Here is a 20,082-nt window from a genome sequence, read left to right on the forward strand (position 1 = left end):
CACCTGCCGGGGAGGTGCCGAGTCAGTGGGGGTCGCTGGCCGCGGCCACTACCGCGATCACGACCACCAGGCCGATCACGTACAGGACCGCCATCGGAGAGTTCACGACAGTCGCGGTACGCGAGCGCGACGGGGCGGAATGCCCTCGTGCTCTGGCCACCGGTCATCACACGCAGGGCATTCCGGCCAACAGCCATCAGGGAAACGCGGCGGCGGAAGACGCGGAGTGGCGATCTCCAACCCGCACAACGTTTTGCCTTGATCGCCAGGCTTCAATTCGACTGGGATTGCGTAACGCGCGGACCGATGCGGCAACCACTGGAACGGACGCAACGCCACTGCCCACCTCCCGCGCAGGTTCACCTTGATCGAGATGAACCGTAAGAACGCAGGCAGATGATCTTTTGCCACACAGGCAAAGTCGCTCGAACGGGCTACACGGGCAATCCGGCGCGATACGCCATGCCGCGAAGCTCACGACCAACCGCGTCACGCTTCGCCTTCACGAGCAATTCGGCCAGCACCGATCGCATGAACGGGTGCCGGCGAATTCGTGCGGGAGAGATCAGCTCCGCGCGACGGAGAGCCATCACGGCGTCATCCTGCCGGCGGGGAAGACGTGCCAACGCCCGACCATATTCGCGCCAGTAAGCCGATTTCCTCGTGGGGGACGGAAGCGCTTCGGGGTTGACGGTCGCCGCGATTCGAGCGGCTTCGGCACAGTCGCCGGATTCCAGTGCGATCGACATCCGCCACACGCCGACGTTGCTCGGGCCGAATCCGAACCACAGGGCGTTTCCTTCTCCGGTGTGCTCCGCGAGATCCGCCGCGTGGTCCAGAGCCGCGATCCGTGCCGACTGATCACCTCGGGCGGCGGACACGAGCGACGACGTGAGGGCGAGCATTCCTGCCGCCTGCATCGCTTCAGGGGTCGACGTGGCGAGACTCGGCACCGCAAGCGCCTTGGACGCCAGTTCGAACGCTCCAGCGCCCATCAGGCCGAAGGACGTGCCGAACGCACTCACGGCGTGGGACAGCGGGTTGTCCAGCCGTTCTGCCGAGTTCTTGGCCAGCAACGCCGCTTGCCAACCGAGGTCGAGGTTCGCGCCGATGTCCGTCAACCACGCTTGAGTGCCTTGAACATGGGTCAAAGCCAAGAGTTGCAACAGCTTCTCGACATCGCGACCGGCGTTCAGCGATGTGTGCAGATCGCGGATCAACTCGGGCAGCGCGGCACCAACGGTCACGTAGTCGCACTGCCGTTGTGCTTCCAGCACAGCGGATACCCGCACCTTCAGGACATCGATCGGCACAACCGAACCGTCAGGCTCACCCATGCTCACAGACAGCAGCGCGAGTCGGACCGGGCCCAGCGACCGGTCCCTCTTCGAGATGACCAACCGTCGCGGCTCCCGTGATCTCGCTTGGCGCGACTTCGAGCGCGTCCGCCAGGGCCACGATGAGCGACCGACGATCCAGCGCCCGTTCGCCGGACTCCAGTCGCGAGAGGTACGAGATCGAGATACCTGCCCGACCAGCGACGACAGCCAGCGACTTTCGCCGCGCGTTGCGGAGCTGCCGCAGTCGGTGGCCAATCGCGTTCGGGTCGTCGGCACCCATGCCCACCAGGGTAACCAGCGCCACGAACGCGCTGGTAGCGGCGACGTGATCCGCTCCTGATCAGTGGAACCGGACTTTCTTGCTCGGAAATCTCGATTCAAGAGAGGGATTCGCGGCGAGCGGGGTCGCCTCAGTGCGACGAGTTGGAGGACGTGCTCGGGCGCGATCGTGGTGGCCAGTCGCGACCGGTGGCTGCGGGGCCGGTGGCGGGGGTCCTCGGCTCGATCTGTGAGGAATCGCGGTGGACAGCCCTCGGATGATGGCCTGGGGGTTGATCGATGGTGGTGTTCGAGTGCATGGCGTGCGGTGCCGCGCTGACCGTCCCCCTGACACGGGTTGACAGACCCGACCACGAGCGCCACTCGTACGGCAACAGCGACCACTTCATGCCTCCCCTGCTGGCCCACGGAACGTACGCGGCGCAGGGCGACTTCCTCGTGGCGCCCGGCGACGGGCGCCGTCCCGATCTCCGCCGAACTGCGGCTCTGGCTGGCCCGGCGGGACCAGCCGGTCCTCCCGCGGACCGGCGGTCAGTGGGAGCCGCACCTCGGCGACGATCCGCCGGCCGCCCGACCGAGGGACCTCGAAGCGGCCTGGCCGGTGACCGAACGCGCGTCGGCGGCGATGTCGAAAAACCCGTGACGGCTTCGACCTGGGTGTGCAGGGACCGACCACACCACGGAGGAACAGCCATGACCGGACTCCCGCCCGTCGCCGACCTCGCCACCTGGCAGAAGGCCCGCGACGAGCTCCTGGTCCGCGAGAAGGCCCACACGCGCGAGGGCGACGCGATCGCGGCCGAACGCCGGAAGCTGCCGATGGTCGAGTTCGACGGGAAGGTCGAGGTCGTCGGAGCGCAGGGGGCTGTGCCGTTCGTCGAGTTGTTCGAGGGGCGCGAGGAACTCGTCGTCTACAAGCACATGTGGTGGGATGGCGCGCCACACCAGGGACAGTGCGAGGGGTGCACGCACGTGCCGTGGCACTTCCAGGACGCCGCCTACCTCCACGCGCGTGGTGTTTCGTTCGCCGTGCTGACGACCGGTGCGTGGGAGGAGGTGGCGCCGTTCGTGGAGTTCATGGGCTACACGCAACCGTGGTACTCGGTGCGGGGCCTGGACGAGCCCGTCGGCGGGGAGATGGGGTACCTGACCAGCTACCTGCGCGACGGCGACCGCACGTTCCTCACCTACTCGACGACCGGGCGCGGGTGCGAGCGCGTCAACGGGTCGCTGGCGCTGCTCGACATCACCGCGCGCGGGCGGGGCGAGCAGTGGGAGCGGCACCCCGAGGGCTGGCCGGAGGCGCGGCAGGCCGGCTGGTTCTGGCGGACGAACGCGGACGGGCGGTCCAGCTGGGACGAGGACAGCCGGCCCGTTCCCCAGTGGACGCGGCCCGGCGTCACGCCGGTGCGGACGCTCGGCAGGCAGGGGCACTGCCACTGACGCAGGCGGTGGCGAGGACGCGGCGCTTCCCGTCGAACGTCGACAGGACGCTCCGCGCCTCGCCCCGCAGCGACACCACCGCGGGGTCGTCCGGCGACCTCGCGGCCGAACTCACCCCACGCCAGGTTCAGCAACACGACGGCGGAAGCGAGACACACGGCCGCCACGACCTTGTACCGTTCGATCTCACGCCCGCGGCAGTCTGAGCAGCGCGATTCGTCGTGGTGCTGACGCTCCGTCCCGGACCGAACGCCCTCCGCAGCGGCCCGGCGACGCCTGGACCAAAGTATGACGGCGCGTTAGGCCAGGGTATGACGACGCGCGAGCGGCGACGTCGTTATTGTCCGTTCCGATGGGGTTGACCTGGTCCTAAACCCCTTTTTCCGCCGAAGGGACAGCCGCGTCATGTGGGAAGTTCTGCAGTCAGCGACCGACGTGCGGTCGCGCGTGACCGAGTGGATGGGGAAGCGGTTCCTCGCCCACCTGAGCAAGACCGGGTTCGACCTCGAGTCGTCCTGGTTCGTGCCGTCGCGCGTGCTGGCACCCCTGCGGCGCACCGGGCTGGACCCGGTGCCCGAGATGGCGCGGATGCAGGCCACCGCTCCGCTGACGCGGCTGCCGCTGCCCGTGACGGTGTGGCTGGTGACGGGGTACGAGGCGTCCAAGCAGGTGCTCGTCGACTCCGAGGCGTTCAGCAACGACTTCGGCCACCTGCGGGAGCTCGGGCTGTTCTCGGACGAGGCGCCGGGCGGGCTCGGGTTCAGCGACCCGCCGGAGCACACGCGGCTGCGCAGGGTGCTGACGCCGGAGTTCACCATGCGGCGGCTGTCGCGGCTCGTGCCGCGGATCGAGCAGATCGTCGCGGACCAGCTCGACCTGATGTCCATGAAGGACGGCGCGGTCGACCTCGTCGAGCACTTCGCGATGACGGTGCCGGCGCTCACGATCTGCGAGCTGCTGGGCGTGCCCGCGAGCGAGCGCGAGGAGTTCCAGCGGCGCAGCGTCTCGCGCTTCGACCTCGGCGGGGCGGCCACGACGTCGTTGTCCGCGGTGTCCGAGTCCATCGTGTACTTCCGCGAGCTCGTGCGGGCGCAGCGGCTCGCACCGACCGACGGGCTGCTCGGTGAGCTCGTGCGCAAGCACGGCGACGAGTTGGACGACGACGAGCTGGCCGGTCTGGCGGACGGGCTGCTGACCGGTGGCTTCGAAACGACCGCCAGCATGATCTCGCTCGGCACGCTCGCGATGCTGCGCAACCCGGTGCTGTGGGAGCAGGCGCTCGGTGACGACAAGGCCGTGAACGGGCTGGTCGACGAGCTGCTGCGACACCTCAGCGTCGTGTCGGTGGCGTTCCTGCGGATCGCCCGGCGCGACATCGAGATCGCCGGGACGAAGGTCAGGGCGGGCGACATCGTGGCGTGCTCGCTGTCGCAGGCGAACCGCGACCCGAGCGTCTACGCGACCCCCGAGCAGATCCTCCCGGAGCGGGCCGCGGGTCAGCACCTCGCGTTCGGCTACGGCGCGCACCGCTGCATCGGGGCCGAGCTCGCCAAGATGGAGCTGCGGATCGCCTACCCGGCGCTCGCCAAGCGGTTCCCGGAGATGCGGCTCGCGGTCGAGCCGGGCGACCTGGCGTTCCGCAAGCTCTCGATCGTCTACGGGCTGCACTCGATGCCGGTCCACCTCGGTCAGCAGCCCAGCCCCATCCAGCAGGTTCTCTGACGGAGTCGCGTGGGGGACGGCCTGATACACCCAACTTCTCCCCGTTGGGGTTGAGGGTCCATCCCTCATGCCTTCTCGCAGCCGTTCGAACAGTCTTGCCTACCAACGCATTCCGCGAACGGAAGGTAAAGACCATGATCCGCCGGGCCATCATCGCCGCCACCCTCTCGACCATCGCGCTCCCGGCCGTCGCCGCTCTACAACGTGCTGCACTACTGGGCCCACGAGAAGAACGCGCCGGTCGGGTGGCTGACCACCAAGGTCAAGAACCTGCGGACCGCGTGGACCATCGCGACCAAGTCGGCGCGGGACGCGGTCACCGACGGCGTCAGCACCCACACCACTCCCGACTTCGGCGGTGAGATGACGAAGAAGCTGGCCCGCGGCCCGGTGCAGATGATCTGCGGCCGGTACTCGGCGGGACCGCGGAACAGCCTGCAGCGCGGCGGTGGCCACATCGTGACCGTCACGGCCGGTCGGCTGACGACACGACGGGGAAGGGCCACCTGGACGTCCAGGTGGCCCTTCCCCGTGTTCCTACTCCCTGATGCCGATGGCGTCGATCGGCTTGGCGCGCAACGACAACCGCGTCGAGATCGCGATCGACACCACGCCGAGCACCGCGGCACCGGCGAGCGCGCCCAGGTAGACGGCGATCGGGCCGGAGGGCAGCGGGGTGCCGGTGAGGCCGACCGCCAGCACGGCCAGCGGGACCGCCGCCACCAGCGAGCCGAGCACGGCGGCCAGTCCGACCGTGAGCAGGGCCTCGGTCCGCATCATCCGCACCACCTGCCGCCGTCCGGTGCCGACGAGCCGCAGCAGGGCGAACTCGCGGCGGCGGGCCGCCGTGGACATCACGAGCGTGTTCGACACCGAGATCGCCACGTAGCCGAGGATCACGCCGACGGCGACGAGGTTCAGCAGGAACTGGGTGCGCTCGGCGTCGCGGTCCTGCGCCGCCACCCGGTCCGTCACCCGCAGGCCGGGATAACGGCCGGTCAGGCCCTGCAGGGCCGTCGTGTCGGCGGCCCGCACCAGGACGGCGCTGTCCATGCCCGCGGTGGTGTGGGCACGGGCGTCGGCGGCCGAGAGCACGTAGTCGCCGAACGCCAGGTCGTGGTCGTAGGTCGCGACCACCCGCAGCCTCGCCGGGCTGCCGTCGGCGAACCAGAACTCGACGGTGTCGCCGATCTTCTTGTCCTCCCAGGAGGCGTGCGAGTCGCTCAGCGCCACGGTGCCCTCGGCGAGGTCGTCGAGGCTGCCGGAGACGACGCCGAGGTCGACCAGCCCGCCCGCCGTCCGGTCGAGGCCGTTGGCCGGGCGGCTCTGCACCTCGACGGTCTCACCGGTCCTGTTCGCGGTGATCACCTGCGTGCGCACCAGCGAGGTGGCGGTGACACCGGGGAGCCGCCGTGACGCGTCCGCGACTTCGGCCGGCACTCCCGCGACACCGGTGACCACGTGGCCCGCGGTGATCGACCTGGTGGTCTCCTGGCCGACGGCGGCGGTGAACGTGGTCTGGCTGTAGTAGTTCACCACCGCGAAGCCGATCGCGAGCATCAACGGCGTCACCGCCGCGGCGAGGCGCCGGGAGTTCTTCAGCACGTTCGCCGCCGCCAGGTAGCCGCTCACGCCGGACGACCTCGCGAGCACCGGGGCGATCACCCGCACCGCCGCCCCGATGACGCGCGGGCCGGTGAGCGCCAGGCCGATGATCAGCACGAGCGCCGCCATCACCGACATCGCGGCGCCGAGCTGGCCGCGCAGGAACAACGGCAGCGTCGTCGCGCCGAGCCCGAGACCGACCAGCGCCCAGCCGATCGCGAGCCTCATCCTCCCGGCGTCGCGCTTCTGCACCGCGGCCTCGCCCAGCGCCTCGACCGGGTTGATCGACGACGGCCTGCGCGCGGCGCTCCAGGCGGCGAGACGTGCCGCGCCGACCCCGATCAGCAGTGCCGCGACCAGCGGGATCGGGCTGATCGAGAGCGCGAAGTCGTCCGGCACCACGCCGATCCTCGCGAACGCGGCGCGCAACCCCTGGCTGACGAAGATGCCCAGCAGGCTGCCGGCCACACCGGCGACCACGGACACCACCGTCGTCTCCACGCCGATGAGCCTGCGGATCTGCCGCGGCGTCGCGCCGACGGCCCGCAGCAGGGCGAACTCGCGGCGGCGCTGCTCGACGGTCAACGCCAGGGTGCTGGCGACCACGAAGATCGCGACCAGGACCGCGTACCCGCCGAACGAGCCGGCCAGGATTGCGAGGATCGACTTGGTCCGGCTGACGTCGTCGAACTCGGCCGCGCTGCGGTCGGCGCCCTCCGACACCGTGACGCGCTGGCCCTTCAGCGCCTCCTCGACCCGGTCCGCGTTCGCGCCGAGCACCCCGATGGCGCTCACCTGGTCCGCACGCCCGGCGAGCTCGGCCGCCTTCGCCTCGCCGAAGAACATCGCCGCCTGACGGGCACGGCCGGGTGCCTCGGCGATGCCGGCGACGCGGTGGGTCACGGGCGCCGAACGGGTCATCACCCGCACCTCGTCCCCCACCGCGACCCCCGCCTCGGCGGCGAGCGCCGAGTCGAGGACGACCTCGTCGCCCCGGGGCGCGTTCCCCTCCTTCAGCGTGAACGGCGCCAGCACGGCGGAGTCCCAGTTGTGGCCGAAGGACGGCTTGCCCGCGAGCGGCTGCCCGTCCGGCCCGACCACCACGGCCTGGAAAGTCCGCTGCGGCACCGCTGCCTCGACGCCCGGCACCGCGGCGATCTTCGCCGCGAGGGCGGCCGGGATGCCCGGCTGCTCGGCGGCGTGTTCGAACGCCAGGACGTCGGCGCCGGGCGGCCGGACGATCCGGTCACCGGTGACGACCACGTCGGCGGCGGCGTAGCGCTGCGTCGGGACGCCGCCGCGCAGGCCGGACTCCATGAGGATCCCGCAGGCCGCGACGAGCGCGGTGCCGCAGAGGATCGCGACGAAGGCCCCGGCGAACCCGCCGGTGCGGGCCTTGACGGTCTGCCAGGCGAGAGTCAGCACGACTTCGCACCTCCCACGAGCCGCCCCACGAGGACCGCCGCGCAGACCGGCAACTCGACGCCGAGCACTCCGCCCGGCTGCGTCAGGTGCAGCACGCTCACCACTCCCCCAGGTGCGTCATCCGCTCGGCCACGCGCTCCGGCGTCGGCCCGGTGAGCTCGCCCGCCAGCCGTCCGTCGGCCAGGAACAGCACGCTGTGCGCGGCAGAAGCGGCGACCGGGTCGTGCGTGACCATCAGGACCGTCTGGCCCATGTCGTCCACAACGGACCGCAGCAGCGTCAGGACCTGGTGCGCGGTGCGCGAGTCCAGGGCACCGGTCGGTTCGTCGGCGAGCACCACCTCGGGCCTCGCCACCAGGGCGCGGGCGATCGCGACGCGCTGCTGCTGACCGCCGGACAGCTCGGAGGGCAGGCGGTCGAGCCGTCCGTCGAGACCGACCCTGCCGACCACCTCGCGCAGCCACCGCCGGTCGGCGGCCCGGCCGGCGAGGCGCAGCGGCAGGGTGACGTTCTGCTCCACGGTCAGCGACGGCAGCAGGTTGTAGGCCTGGAACACGAACCCGATCCGGTCGCGGCGCACGGCGGTCAGCGCGGCCTCCTTCAGGCCACCGAGGTCGGTGTCGCCGAGCAGCACGCGCCCGGACGTCGGCCGGTCCATGCCCGACGCGCAGTGCAGGAAGGTGCTCTTGCCCGAGCCGGACGGGCCCATCACCGCGGTGAAGGTGCCCCGCCGGATGCCGACGGTCACCTCGTCCAACGCCGTGACCGCTCCCGCACCCGAGCCGTACACCTTCCGCACCGCCTGCAGCGACAGCGCGTCTGCCCTCATCACGTTCTCCTTGCTCAGCAACGACTTCCTGAGGCAAGAACGTAATTTCGCCGACCGCGCGGAACGATCACGCAGACTGCCCGGCCGGAGGTGGAGCAGGCTCCACCCGCGACCGGCTTCGTCCGCGCCGACAGATCGCGGAGGCCGGATTCGTCGGCCGGGACGAGGCGTGCGCGGGGGCGCCGACCCTAGCGTTGCCGGTGACCGGAGTCACGTCGACGTGGATGAGGCGCGGATGTCCCAGCTCAACGAGATCAGCGACTGGCTGCAGGAGAACCTGCCGCGACTGGTGGCCGAGCACGGCGTGCCCGGTGCCGCGGTGGCCGTCACGGTCGGCGACGAGGTCGCCGAGGCGGCCGCGGGTGTGCTGAGCAGGAACTCGCTGCCCACCGGGGAGCAGTACGTGCACATGGGTGTCCGCGCGACGCCGAAGGTCTCCTGATGAACCTGTTGAACGACATCGAGCGGCTCGTGACCTGCGAGTCGCCGTCCACCGACCTGGCCGCGGTCGCCCGCAGCGCGGAGGTCACCGCCGAGGTGGGCTCCGCGCTGCTCGGCTCGCCGCCCGAGCGGATCGTGCTCGACGGCCGCACGCACCTGCGCTGGCGGCTGGGCACCGGGCCGCGCAAGGTGCTGCTGCTCGGCCACCACGACACCGTGTGGCCCATCGGGACGCTGGACCGCATCCCGTTCGGCGTACGGGACGGCGTGCTGCGCGGGCCCGGCTGCTTCGACATGAAGACCGGCGTCGTGATGATCTTCCACGCCATCGCCTCGCTCGGGTCCCCCGACGGCGTCACGGTGCTGATCACCGGTGACGAGGAGATCGGCTCGCCGTCGTCGCGCGGGCTGATCGAGACCGAGGCCGTGGAGCACGCGGCCGTCCTCGTCTGCGAAGCCTCGGCGGACGGCGGCGCGCTCAAGACCGAGCGCAAGGGCACCTCGATGTACGAGGTGACCCTGCACGGGCGGGCCGCGCACGCCGGGCTCGAACCCGAGCGCGGCGTGAACGCCACGGTCGAGGCCGCGCACCAGGTCCTCGCGGTCACCCGGCTGGCCGATCCGGCCACCGGGACGACCGTCGTGCCGACCGTCGTCTCCGCCGGCACGACGACGAACACCGTTCCCGCGCGGGCGAGGTTCATGGTCGACGTGCGCGTGCGGACCACCGCCGAACAGCTCCGCGTCGACGAGGACTTCCAGGCGCTGCGGCCGGTGCTCGACGGCGCGAAGGTGGAGGTGGCGGGAGGCCCGAACCGCCCACCGCTCGAGCTGTCGGCGTCCGGCGCGTTGTTCGACCTGGCGTCGGGGTTGCTGCCGGGTCTCACGCAGGCCTCGGTCGGGGGTGCCTCGGACGGCAACTTCACGGCGGGCGTGGGCGTTCCGACGCTCGACGGGCTCGGCGCCGTCGGCGGAGGAGCGCATGCTGAGAGCGAGCACGTGCTGGTGTCGGAGATCGGTCCGCGCACCGAGCTGCTCGCGGCGCTCGTGAGGGAGCTGACATGACCCTGGTGACCCGGAACGTCGTGGTCCGGCAGCTCGCGGACCACGCGGAGCTCCTCGCCACGCAGCGGCTGTACGAGTCGATCTGGCGGCCGACCGGTCCGGGCGGCGCTCCCCCGGTCACCGCGGAGCTGCTGCGCGCCATGACCAAGGCGGGCAGCTACGTCGCGGGCGCGTTCGACGGCGACGACCTGGTGGGTGCCTGCATCGGCTTCTGCTCACCCCCGGCGGCGGGCGCGCTGCACAGCCACATCGCCGGGGTGGCGGCGGGCATGCGCGGCCGCAACGTCGGCTACGCCCTCAAGCTCGACCAGCGGACGTGGGCGCTCGAACGCGGGCTGAGCGAGATCACCTGGACGTTCGACCCGCTCGTGCGCCGCAACGCCCACTTCAACCTGGGCAAGCTCGCCGCCCGCGCGACCGAGTACCTGCCCGACTTCTACGGCCACATGGACGACGACGTCAACGGCGGCGGCGAGACGGACCGGCTGCTGGTCAGCTGGAAGATCGCCTCCCCCGAGGTCGTCGCCGCGTGCGCCGGGCAGCCGCACGCCGTCAGCGCGTCGGGGGTGGTCGGGCTCGGGATCTCCGAGGACGGCCTGCCGGTGCGGGGCGGGTGCTCCGCGGACACGGTGCTCGTCGCCGTGCCGCCGGACGTGGAGGCGCTGCGGGCCACGAACCCGGCCGCGGCGACCGAGTGGCGTTACGCCGTGCGGGAGGTGCTCGGTGGCCTGCTCGCCGCCGGCGCCCGCGTCACCGGGTTCGACAGGTCGGGCTGGTACGTCGTGGAGAGGAGTGGTTCGTGAAGCTGGACGGGGTGGAGATCCGCTGGGTCGAGATGCCGCTGAGGTCGCCGTTCCGCACCTCGTTCGGCACGCAGACCGTGCGGCAGCTGTTGCTGCTGCGCGCCGTCACGGACTCCGGGGAGGGCTGGGGCGAGTGCGTCGCCATGTCCGAGCCGGTGTACTCCTCGGAGTACCTGGAGGGCTGCGCCGACGTCCTGCGGCGGTTCCTGGTGCCCGCGCTGACAGGTCCCGTCGACGGCATCTCGGTGGCGCCGCGCCTGAAGAAGTACCACGGGCACCGGATGGCCAAGGCCGCGCTGGAGATGGCCGTGCTCGACGCCGAGCTGCGGGAGCGGGGGGTGTCGTTCGGCCGCGAGCTGGGCGCCGTCCGCGACCGCGTGCCGTGCGGCGTGTCGGTCGGGATCATGGACTCGATCCCCGAACTGCTGAGCGCGGTCGGCGGGTACCTCGACGAGGGCTACGTCCGGATCAAGCTCAAGATCGAGCCGGGCTGGGACGTCGAACCGGTGCGGGCCGTGCGCGAGCGGTTCGGCGACGACGTGCTGCTGCAGGTCGACGCGAACACCGCCTACGCGCTCGGCGACGCGCGGCACCTCGCGAAGCTCGACCCGTTCGACCTGCTGCTGATCGAGCAGCCGCTGGACGAGGAGGAGCTGCTCGCCCACGCGGAGCTCGCGAAGGTGGTGAAGACGCCGATCTGCCTGGACGAGTCGATCACCTCGGCGTCCTCGGCCGCCGACGCGATCCGGCTCGGCGCCTGCCAGGTCGTCAACGTCAAGCCCGGCAGGGTCGGCGGGTACCTGGAGGCGCGGCGCATCCACGACGTCTGCGCCGCGAACAACATCGCGGTGTGGTGCGGCGGGATGCTCGAGACGGGCATCGGCCGGGCCGCGAACGTGGCGCTCGCGGCGTTGCCCGGCTGCACCCTGCCCGGCGACACCTCGGCGTCGGACCGCTACTACTCGATGGACGTCACCGAGCCGTTCGTGCTCGACGACGGCCATCTGACCGTCCCGACAGGACCCGGGCTGGGGGTGACGCCGCTGCCGGACGCGCTGGACGCGGTCACGGTGAAGACGGAGTGGATTCCTGTGGCATGATCGCTGCACTGACCTGCGGAAATGCAACTCTTGCAGGTCAGTGCGGCTCCGTTCGAATTCGTTCAGGTACGTACTGGCAAGTTCACCGCATGGTTCTGCTCCCGGATCGTGCTCCCACAGCCGCGAGACATGTGCGACATGGTCCCCAACGCAGAACATCGGAGGGTGCCCGTCTGGGAAGCCCAAGAACTTCAGCACGCGATCATGGGCAACCTGCCTGGGTACGCGACGCCACGGATCGTGTGCGACGTGCCGTACGTGGGCAAGCGGTGAGTGCACCAGCTTGCCGAGTACGGCCGTGAGCTGGGCATTTCCCACCGGACCGGATCGAGCTCGAGGACCCCGAGGCGTTGGACCGCCGGTACCCGTACTACGACCCGATCTCCACGCTCGGTGAGGCCGGCCAGAAGTGGTGGTCCGACCAGACCTGACAGGTCACGATGGGGCCATTTTCGGGACATCTTCCGAAGGCGGCCCCATCAGCATGGTCCGCCTCGCCAGAAGGTCCTCGAAGGACAGCATCACCCATCCACATTGGACGGTGGCAGTCGTGGACTGGTCCAGCGCCGGGCGGACACGCCCCAAGCTGACTCAGTCCCTCACCTCGCGGACGAGGCTGAGCAACGAGCGCCAAGTCTTCACCGACGAGCTTGCCGAGTTCTGGGGTTGCTACAGGCGCGGTCGCGAACTCGTCTCCGACCTCATCGAGTGCTCGGACGGTGCCGTGGACCTGGTCGCCGACAAGCCGATGCCGCTGAACCTGAAGGAGGTGATCTTCGGTTGCGGTCGTCGGGCAGCTCACCTGTGGCAGGAGCACCATGTTGATCGAGCTCACCCTGGGCAGCCGGAAGTCCCAGGCCAGCGCGGGGTCCGGGAACGGTGCCACCATCCCGCCGGAGGCCGCGTCGACGTGCACCGGCACGTCCACGCCGTCGCGGGCGCACCGCCGGTCCAGCGCGGCGCACACCTGCCGCACCGGTTCGTAGAAGCCGTCGAAGGTGGTGCCGAGCACGTCACCACGCCGATGGTGTTGTCGTCGCACATCTCGGCCGCGGTGTGCGGGGCGATGCCGGAAGCGCCTTCCCGCACCGGGATCTGCCTCGCCTCGACGTCCCAGCAGGCGCAGAACTTGGCCCAGCACACGTGCACGGCGGTGCTCATGACCAGGTTGGGCCGACCGCGGGAACTGCCGGCGCGGGAGCGCCACAGCATCAGCATCGCGAGCCCGGCGAGCATGCAGGCCTCGCTGGAACCGCCGGTCGACGTGCCCACCGCGCTGTCCGGGTCGGGAGCGTGCCACAGGTCGGCGAGCGCCGCGACGCACCGCTGCGCCAAGTCGGCCGTGTGCAACGGCTGCACGCCGTCGACGGTGTTGTGGTACAGGAAGTCGGTCATCAGCCGTTCGGCTTCCGGTTCCATCCCGGTGGTGATGAACGTCGCCGGGTTCAGCTGCGGCCGCACGTCCGGGCGCAGCTCGTCCTGCACCGCCCGGTACACCGCACCCGCCGTCGTCGGCTCCTGCGGCAGCCGCCAGCCCGTGGAATTTCCTTGGCGCTCAAACAGCACCACACCCCACATGAAGATCGAAGGAACATCAGCCGGCCGCCTTCTCGAAGCCCTTCGGCAGCGGCACGGGAACGGTCGGGGAGAGCAGGTCCTCGGCGCGCAGGTCGGACCAGACACGGGCGGGCACCTCGCCGGCGGCCATCGCGATGTTCTCGGTGACCTCCGCCGCCGACCGGGCACCGACCACGACCGCCCGCACCGCCGGGTGCCCGAACGGGAAGTGCAGCGCCGCCCGCGGAAGCGGGACACCGTGCCGCCGGCAGATCCCGGCGATCCTGCGGGCGCGCTCGACCAGCGCGGCCGGTGCCGTCGTGTAGTCGTGCGTGGCGTCGGCCGGGACCTCGTGGCGGGCCAGCAGCCCGGAGTTGAAGACACCGGCCGCCACGACGGAGACGTCCCGTTCCGCGCACAGCGAGAGGAAGTCCGCGGTCGCGGCGTGTTCGAGCACCGTGTACCGGCCGGCCAGCATGACGTGGTCCAGGGGATGCCCCAGCACGAACCGCTCCGCCACCTCCCACCGGTTCACGCCCACGCCGATCCCGCGGATCACGCCCTGCGCCTTCAGCTCCGCCAGGGCCGGCAACGCCTCGCGCAGGACCTGCTCGCCGTGGTCGTCCGGGTCGTGGACGTAGACGAGGTCGACCCGGTCCAGGCCGAGCCGGGCCAGCGAAGCCTCCAGCGAACGGCGCACCCCGTGCGCGCTGAAGTCCCACACCCGGCGGTGGGTCGCGGGCACGGCGAAGCCCTCGGCCAGGTCGTCGCCGCCGCTGTCGCAGGGCTCCAGCAGCCTGCCGACCTTGGTCGAGATGACGAACTCCGACCGGGGCCGGTCCGCGAGCGCCGCACCGAGCCGCCGTTCCGACAGGCCGAGGCCGTAGTGCGGAGCGGTGTCGAAGTACCGGACGCCGGCCTGCCACGCGGCGTCGACGGTGGCACGGGCGTCCAGATCGGACACGGGGCGGTACAGGTTCCCCAGTGCGGACCCGCCGAGGCCGAGGCGGTCGATCACGGCAGCTCCCACACGAACTTCGCGTCCGAGCGGCCCGAGTCGTAGTCGAGCGGGGCGTCGAGGAACTCGTCCATCCTCTTCTGCCACGGGACGTCCGCCGGGTGCCCGTGCATCTGTTCCATCATGGCCGCGTAGTCGTCCACCTCGACGACGTGGAACAGGTCGAGACCGCTGCGCCAGATCCGCCACGACCGCACCCCCGCCGCGCGCAGCGCCGCGTCGAGGTCGTCGGGAATCCGGGCGTGCGCGGCCTCGTAGGCGGCTTCCTTGCCCGGCTTGAGCCTGGTGTGCAGAGCGACTGTCTCCATCGTGCCGTTACCTTCCGTTCGGGTTGCCGGGCCGCGGTTCAGGGTGCGAGGGTCGTCGCCGTGGACGCGGCGGCGCGTTCGGCGCACTTGCGTGCCACCGGCGGTTTGAGGAACGCGAGCCCGGTCCGCGCGTCGTGGTCGGGGTCGATCCCGCGGCGGTGAACCCCGTCTCGGCCGTGAGGTGGCCGTCGAAACCCGTGTCGAGCGGGGCGTCGACCAGGCCCTCCCGGTCCTCGTCCCCGAGACCGGTGGGCAACCGCGTCTGCGTTCCCCTGGTGTCGGCGCTGTGGATCCGGTGCAGGTCCGCGCCCATCAGGTGGACCTGATCGGTGAGCGACTCCCGCCGGTAGCGGACGTGGCCGCAGTCGAACATCACCTTCACGTTCGGCCGCGTGATGTCCTCCATCAGCTCCATGGCGTCCTCGCCGCTCTCGCACAGGTTCGAGTTCTCCGCGAGCGGCTCGACCAGCACCGTGAGGCCGTACTGCGCCGCGTTGTCGGCGACCCGGGCCAGGCATTCGCGCGACCACGCCCAGGCCTTCCGCCGCCGGGTGCCGAAGACGACCCAGCCGGGCAGGTAGACCACCGCTCCGGCGCCCCGCTCCGCGCACAGTTCGTCGATCGCCCGGTAGTGCTCCACGGTCGCTTCGCGTTCCTCGGCCACGGGAGTGTTCGGGTTGCAACCGGGTCCCCCGGTGGGCGCCGGCCGATGCCCGAGACCTCGATGCCGTGGTCGTCGAGCAGGCTGCGCACCTCGCGCCGCCTGGCCGGGCTCAGGTACGGCGGACAGGCGTGCGGTGCGGCGGCACCGATCTCGACGCCGCCGAAGCCGATCCGCGCCAGTCGCTTGACGGTCTCGTCCGACGGGTACGCGGGGACCCAACTGCCGAAGCTGGAGTAGGACCAGGTGTGGTGGTCGAACTTGATCGCCATGAGCGTCCGCCTCTCGAGAGGGGTCAGCGTTCGAAGAGCTCTCGGAGGTGCCCTGCGAGGAAGACGCCGTCCGGGTCCCAGGCCCTGCGCAGGTCCTGGAACCGGTCCCACTCCGGGTAGCGCCCGGCCAGCTCCCGGCCAGTGCGGAAGTGGACCTTGGCCCAGTGCGGGCGGCCGCCGAAGTCCCACAGCACCGAGTCCACGGCGCGAAGCGGTGCGACCCACCCCTCGGGGTCTCGCACCGACACGGGGTGCGTCACGCCGATGTGGCAGGTGAGTGCCTGCCTGCTCGGGCTGAGCCAGGCGGTGTCCGCGGCGGTGAAGCGGACGTCCACCGGTGCGCAGACGCGCAACCCTCCTCGGCGCACTTCTCGTGCCAGGGCGCGGATCGCGTCGGCCGCCCGGTCGAACGGGACGCTGTACTCGGTGCCCTGCACGGGCGGCGGGAGGTGGTGCAGGAGTGCGTCGTCGCAGCGCATGACCTGCGCACCGCCCCGTCCGGCGGCCACGGCGGCCGCGTAGTGCGCGGCGCCCGCCACCCGCGGCGGCCAGGAGTTGTTGTACAGCAACGAAAGCAGCGCACCGGGCGGTCCCGGTGGCGAGGTCGGTGGCTCGTCCGTCGGCGCGGCCTCCCAGACGATCGCCTGCGAGGTGTGCGGGTACCACCAGAAGCCGCCGAAGCGGACTCCGCGGAACTCGTCGAGGTTCGCCAGCACCTCCGCCAGCGGGCGGCGCCGGACGACCTTGCGCAGCCGGTGGCCGGGCACGACGGCGAAGGTGAGGTCCAGGACCACGCCGAGGCACCCCAGGTGCACGCGGACGCCGTCGAGCTCCGGGTCGTCCTGCGTGATCGTGCGCACCCGGCCGTCCGCGGTGAGGATCCGCGCCGCCACGACGTGGCTGGAGAGCGTGCCGTGCCGGGGACTGCTCCCGTGGGTGGCCGTGGCCACGACGCCGGCGACGGTCTGCTCGTCGATCGCGCTCTGGTTCGGCAGCGCGAAGCCCGCCGCGGCGAGCTCCCGGTTCAGCTCGCGCATCGTCGTGCCCGCCTTCACCGTGACCGTCATGGCCGCCGGGTCGACGGCGACGACACCGCGGTGGTGGCGCAGGTCGAGCAGCGTCCGGCCGGTCGGTGCGACGAGGTTGGCATACGAGTGCCCCGACCCCACCACGCTGATGCCGCGTGCGCGTGCGGTGTCGTCGAGCACGACCTCGCGCAGCCGGTCCGCGGTGTCGGGAGCGAGGAGGCGGTCCGCGATGCCGCGGACCGCCCCGCTCCAGTTGGACCACGCCGTGCGCCGGCGTTCCCCGGCGGTGATCTCCGGTCCTGGTGTCAACCGCGGTGCGTCGGTCATCTCTACCTCGTGGTCAGCCGCTCGGCGAACTCGTCCGTCGTCATCCGCTCCGCCTGCCGCGACTCGAAGTACCACTCGGTGAGCCTCTTGAGGCCGGTGTGGAACGGCACCTCGGGCGTCCAGCCGAGCCGTTCGAGCGCCATGGCCGCGGACGCGACCCGGTTGTAGGGGCCGGTCGGCTTGTCCGGCAGCGGCTTGATCTCCGTGTCGGCCTGGCCGGTGAACTCGAGGATCATCCTGGCCGCTTCCCTGACCTGGATCGGCTCCTCGGTGCCGAGGTTGATCGCGCTGCCGTCGTGGACACGTTCTCCGGCGAGGACCAGACCGCGCACGATGTCCGTGACGTAGGTCCAGTTGCGGATCTGGGTCCCGTCGCCCCAGACCTCGAAGGGCTTCTGCTGGATGAACGCCCGGCCCACCATGGCGGTCAGGGCGTGACTTTCCGGGCAGCGCTCGCCGTAGACCGTGAACAGGCGGCACGACACCGACGGGAACCCGAGCTCGCTGTGGAGCGCGGCGAGCCGCTGCTCCGTCATCAGCTTGGCCCAGCCGTAGATCCCGTCCGCGTGGAAGGGCGGCCCCACCTGGGGTTCGGTGAGCCGCACCTCCTCGTTCACGTCGGCCTGGAGGTCGACCGGGTAGACGCAGCCGGAAGAGGCGAAGACGAAGTTCTCCACTCCCGCGTCGACCGCCGCCTGCGAGACCACGCCGTCCAGGACGAAGTTGCGCGAGCACGCGGCCTGGTGCAGCTCGATGAACCCCCTGCCGCCGTGGATCGCGGCGAGGTGGAAGACGACGTCGACACCGCGCACCACCTCGGCGGCGAGCCGCGGGTCACAGAGGTCGCCCTCCACGAACTCCCAGGCGGACTCCGGAACGGCGCTGAGGTTCTCCAGGCGTCCCGAACTGAGGTCGTCGGCCACGCGCACCCTGGCACCGGCACCGACGAGGTGCTCCACCAGGTGCGATCCGATGAACGAGCAGCCACCGGTGACCAGCACTCGTTTACCGCGCCAGAATTCCTGCTGGGTCATGGGGGTTTCCATTCGTGAGATCGGGCTGTCGTATTTTTCTCCGCAGCTGCCGATGGGAGTTCCCGATCGGCAGCCGCTTGTCGACTGAAGGGAGTGTGGGACATTTGGCACCGATCATTCAGAGCCCGTTCCAATGCGCGGAACGGAGTTCAGGCCGGGCCGGCGGAGCGGAGTTCGTTCCGCCGAACGGGACGGGAGGTGGTCCGATCCGCACCAGGTCCATACCTTCCACCGGGGAGGCGATCACCGGAAGGCGGAGGACGATGCCTGGACCGCTCAACCCCGTGCAGTCGGATGCACTGCCCGCAGCACCCGTGCTCGACTGGCGCGACGGCCGCGGCGCCGGGGGCAACGCCTGGGTGCCGGAGGAGCTCTACCGCGAGATCCTGGAACGGATGCCCGTCGTCTGCGTCGACACGCTCGTCGTCCGCGCCGGCGAGGCGTTGCTCACCCGGCGCACCCAGGAACCCCAGGCGGGTTCCCTGTGGTTGCAGGGCGGCCGCATGCGCAAGGGCGAGCAGCTCGCCGAGGCCGCGGTGCGCACGGCCGAGCAGGAGTCCGGGCTGAGCTTGACCCTGCGTGGTGTGCTGGGGACCTTCTCCACCGTCTTCGAGGCCTCAGCGCACGGCGACTCCTCCACCCACACCGTCAACGTCACCTTCCTCGCCCACGCCGAGCACGACGCCCGGCCGCGGGTCGACAACACGCACGACGACTTCGTCTGGTGGCCGCTGACGGAACCCACCGGGAACGCCTACCTCGACCAGCTCTTCGCGCTGGCGACGAAGCAGCTGGACGTTGCCGGTCGGAGCTGAATTCACTCGTGTCGCTGTTCGGTAGATATGCGCCACATTCCAGGATTCGCCATTTGCGATTCTTCCGGCTGACCCGACGGTTGGAATGCAAGCTTCTGGCTTTGCTGCTGTGTCATCAGCGCGGCCTCCAATTCTGCTCCGCCCGTTCGCGGGCGCGTCGAAACGGAGTCCTCGGTGTTCGCAGTGCATGTCGTTCCAGACGATCTCGGCCGATTCGCTGAAACGAGCGGCGATCTCAACGGTTGCCCCTGGACGCGGACTACGCGTCCAGGAGCGGGTTCGGCGCGGAGGTGGCGCAGGGCGCGCTCACGGTCCTCATGCCTTGGCGGGTCTGTCCGCGCAGGACGCTGCGGACGTGCGGCGTGTCCGGGCGCGCAGACCTGGCAGCACTACGTGGACGCCAAGCGCCGCTGCGAAGAGCCGCTGCGCACGACGATCAGCGAGCACCCCGGCCTCGGCGGGCTCGTCCTGCGGCCCCCGAGGATGGACACCGGGTTCTCACCGACGGTCCGCGGGGTCGTCGACGGGCTCGCCGTCGAAGCGGTCGCCGCCGCGGCGGTGGCCGGACTCGGTCGGGTGAGCGCCGGCCGGGTCGAGGTGCTGGAGTCCTTCGCACCCGCAGCTGAGTCGTCGACGGCGGACGGCGCCGTGCTCGCCGTCGCCGCGACCTTCACCCCCGACCCGCTGGCACCCCCGACGCGATGGCGGAGCCCCTCACCGCGTGGTGCCGCGACCTCGGTCTCGGCCTGCGTCCGGTGCTCGCGCCGTTCGGGCAAGTGTTCCAGGAGCTGCTCGACCCCGCGAGCACCCCCGGGTCCGCGCGGTCGGGATGTGCGGTGGTGCTGATGCGCTTCGACGACTGTCCGGCCGAGGAGACCGAGCGCACCCTGTGCGAGCTGGCCGAGGCCGTGCGGTCGTTCGCCGCTCGGGCACGCGTCCCGCTGCTGCTCCGCGTCTGCCCCAGCCCGTCGGCCCTGGCGTGGATCCGGGCCGGCAACGGCTTTTCGACG

The 20,082-nt window shown here is 71.0% G+C and carries 21 protein-coding genes and 2 pseudogenes; 10 read left to right on the forward strand and 13 right to left on the reverse strand.

The features are described from left to right. Window positions 1-102 precede the first annotated feature (102 nt). The 3 genes from V1227_RS10270 to V1227_RS10280 are packed head-to-tail and all read right to left on the reverse strand — an operon-like array spanning window position 103 to window position 1,620. Window positions 103-411 (reverse strand): zinc finger protein, encoded by a 309-nt coding sequence (locus tag V1227_RS10270; RefSeq protein ID WP_329792275.1) that lies wholly within the window; start codon window positions 409-411, stop codon window positions 103-105. Between the two features lie 23 nt (window positions 412-434). Next, a complete protein-coding gene (locus V1227_RS10275; RefSeq protein WP_329792276.1) occupies window positions 435-1,337 on the reverse strand; it encodes an XRE family transcriptional regulator in 903 nt (300 codons plus the stop codon). Then, window positions 1,330-1,620, reverse strand: a complete 291-nt coding sequence (locus tag V1227_RS10280) for a helix-turn-helix domain-containing protein (RefSeq protein WP_329792277.1) — start codon at window positions 1,618-1,620, stop codon at window positions 1,330-1,332. The genes V1227_RS10275 and V1227_RS10280 overlap by 8 nt, the downstream gene beginning before the upstream one ends. A gap of 692 nt (window positions 1,621-2,312) precedes the next feature. On the opposite strand from V1227_RS10280, the gene V1227_RS10285 reads away from it, so the two are divergent. Together V1227_RS10285 and V1227_RS10290 are read left to right on the forward strand one after the other, a co-directional pair. Further along, on the forward strand, window positions 2,313-3,062 hold the full coding sequence (locus tag V1227_RS10285; protein WP_329792278.1) for a DUF899 family protein: 750 nt from the start codon (window positions 2,313-2,315) through the stop codon (window positions 3,060-3,062). A 405-nt stretch (window positions 3,063-3,467) separates the two neighbouring features. After that, window positions 3,468-4,784 (forward strand): cytochrome P450, encoded by a 1,317-nt coding sequence (locus tag V1227_RS10290; RefSeq protein ID WP_236218602.1) that lies wholly within the window; start codon window positions 3,468-3,470, stop codon window positions 4,782-4,784. Between the two features lie 212 nt (window positions 4,785-4,996). Here V1227_RS10290 and V1227_RS10295 read toward each other — a convergent pair whose 3' ends face one another. From V1227_RS10295 to V1227_RS10305, 3 genes are all read right to left on the reverse strand, one after another. Continuing rightward, a complete protein-coding gene (locus V1227_RS10295; protein ID WP_329792279.1) occupies window positions 4,997-5,254 on the reverse strand; it encodes a hypothetical protein in 258 nt (85 codons plus the stop codon). Between the two features lie 67 nt (window positions 5,255-5,321). After that, entirely contained in the window at window positions 5,322-7,814 is a 2,493-nt protein-coding gene (locus V1227_RS10300) for an FtsX-like permease family protein (RefSeq protein WP_329792280.1), read from the reverse strand. A 97-nt stretch (window positions 7,815-7,911) separates the two neighbouring features. Next, window positions 7,912-8,643 (reverse strand): ABC transporter ATP-binding protein, encoded by a 732-nt coding sequence (locus V1227_RS10305; RefSeq protein WP_329792281.1) that lies wholly within the window; start codon window positions 8,641-8,643, stop codon window positions 7,912-7,914. A 235-nt stretch (window positions 8,644-8,878) separates the two neighbouring features. On the opposite strand from V1227_RS10305, the gene V1227_RS10310 reads away from it, so the two are divergent. The 5 genes and pseudogenes from V1227_RS10310 to V1227_RS10330 all read left to right on the forward strand — a co-directional run. Beyond that, on the forward strand, window positions 8,879-9,085 hold the full coding sequence (locus V1227_RS10310; protein ID WP_329792282.1) for a hypothetical protein: 207 nt from the start codon (window positions 8,879-8,881) through the stop codon (window positions 9,083-9,085). Further along, window positions 9,085-10,149 (forward strand): M20 family metallopeptidase, encoded by a 1,065-nt coding sequence (locus tag V1227_RS10315; protein ID WP_329792283.1) that lies wholly within the window; start codon window positions 9,085-9,087, stop codon window positions 10,147-10,149. The genes V1227_RS10310 and V1227_RS10315 overlap by 1 nt, the downstream gene beginning before the upstream one ends. After that, entirely contained in the window at window positions 10,146-10,952 is an 807-nt protein-coding gene (locus V1227_RS10320) for a GNAT family N-acetyltransferase (RefSeq protein WP_329792284.1), read from the forward strand. Before V1227_RS10315 ends, V1227_RS10320 begins: the two co-directional genes overlap by 4 nt. Beyond that, on the forward strand, window positions 10,949-12,052 hold the full coding sequence (gene menC / locus V1227_RS10325) for an o-succinylbenzoate synthase (RefSeq protein WP_329792285.1): 1,104 nt from the start codon (window positions 10,949-10,951) through the stop codon (window positions 12,050-12,052). Before V1227_RS10320 ends, menC begins: the two co-directional genes overlap by 4 nt. Window positions 12,053-12,172: 120 nt before the next feature. Continuing rightward, window positions 12,173-12,483, forward strand: a pseudogene (locus V1227_RS10330) (lysine 2,3-aminomutase); the annotation flags it as partial. On the opposite strand, the gene V1227_RS40620 reads toward V1227_RS10330, so the two are convergent. The 5 genes and pseudogenes from V1227_RS40620 to V1227_RS10350 form a co-directional block, all read right to left on the reverse strand. Further along, window positions 12,423-13,193 (reverse strand): pyridoxal-dependent decarboxylase, encoded by a 771-nt coding sequence (locus V1227_RS40620; protein WP_442916481.1) that lies wholly within the window; start codon window positions 13,191-13,193, stop codon window positions 12,423-12,425. The pseudogene V1227_RS10330 and the gene V1227_RS40620 sit on opposite strands and share 61 nt — an antisense overlap. Then, window positions 13,133-13,630 (reverse strand): annotated as a pseudogene (locus V1227_RS10335) (pyridoxal-dependent decarboxylase); the annotation flags it as partial. The pseudogene V1227_RS10335 and the gene V1227_RS40620, both read right to left, overlap by 61 nt. A gap of 16 nt (window positions 13,631-13,646) precedes the next feature. Further along, complete coding sequence (locus V1227_RS10340; RefSeq protein ID WP_329792287.1) at window positions 13,647-14,627, reverse strand: aldo/keto reductase; 981 nt, start codon at window positions 14,625-14,627, stop codon at window positions 13,647-13,649. Further along, a complete protein-coding gene (locus tag V1227_RS10345) occupies window positions 14,624-14,935 on the reverse strand; it encodes an L-rhamnose mutarotase (RefSeq protein ID WP_236224545.1) in 312 nt (103 codons plus the stop codon). The genes V1227_RS10340 and V1227_RS10345 overlap by 4 nt, the downstream gene beginning before the upstream one ends. 7 nt (window positions 14,936-14,942) lie before the next feature. After that, window positions 14,943-15,599 (reverse strand): sugar phosphate isomerase/epimerase family protein, encoded by a 657-nt coding sequence (locus tag V1227_RS10350; protein WP_329792288.1) that lies wholly within the window; start codon window positions 15,597-15,599, stop codon window positions 14,943-14,945. Window positions 15,600-15,644: 45 nt separating this feature from the next. On the opposite strand from V1227_RS10350, the gene V1227_RS10355 reads away from it, so the two are divergent. Next, window positions 15,645-15,836 (forward strand): hypothetical protein, encoded by a 192-nt coding sequence (locus V1227_RS10355; RefSeq protein WP_329792289.1) that lies wholly within the window; start codon window positions 15,645-15,647, stop codon window positions 15,834-15,836. A gap of 55 nt (window positions 15,837-15,891) precedes the next feature. Here the strand turns inward: V1227_RS10355 and V1227_RS10360 are convergent, their stop codons facing one another. Next, window positions 15,892-17,223, reverse strand: a complete 1,332-nt coding sequence (locus V1227_RS10360) for a D-arabinono-1,4-lactone oxidase (RefSeq protein WP_329792290.1) — start codon at window positions 17,221-17,223, stop codon at window positions 15,892-15,894. Window positions 17,224-17,225: 2 nt separating this feature from the next. Further along, window positions 17,226-18,257 carry an NAD-dependent epimerase/dehydratase family protein gene (locus V1227_RS10365; RefSeq protein ID WP_329792291.1) on the reverse strand — a complete coding sequence of 344 codons (1,032 nt, stop codon included), beginning with the start codon at window positions 18,255-18,257 and terminating at the stop codon, window positions 17,226-17,228. Window positions 18,258-18,520: 263 nt separating this feature from the next. Between V1227_RS10365 and V1227_RS10370 the strand changes: the two genes are divergently transcribed. Both V1227_RS10370 and V1227_RS10375 read left to right on the forward strand, forming a co-directional pair. Continuing rightward, window positions 18,521-19,072, forward strand: a complete 552-nt coding sequence (locus V1227_RS10370; protein WP_329792292.1) for an NUDIX domain-containing protein — start codon at window positions 18,521-18,523, stop codon at window positions 19,070-19,072. A gap of 393 nt (window positions 19,073-19,465) precedes the next feature. Next, window positions 19,466-19,918 (forward strand): hypothetical protein, encoded by a 453-nt coding sequence (locus V1227_RS10375; protein WP_329792293.1) that lies wholly within the window; start codon window positions 19,466-19,468, stop codon window positions 19,916-19,918. Window positions 19,919-20,082 lie beyond the last annotated feature (164 nt).

The organism is Lentzea sp. DG1S-22 (genome assembly GCF_036321065.1).
Taxonomy (GTDB): domain Bacteria; phylum Actinomycetota; class Actinomycetes; order Mycobacteriales; family Pseudonocardiaceae; genus Lentzea; species Lentzea jiangxiensis.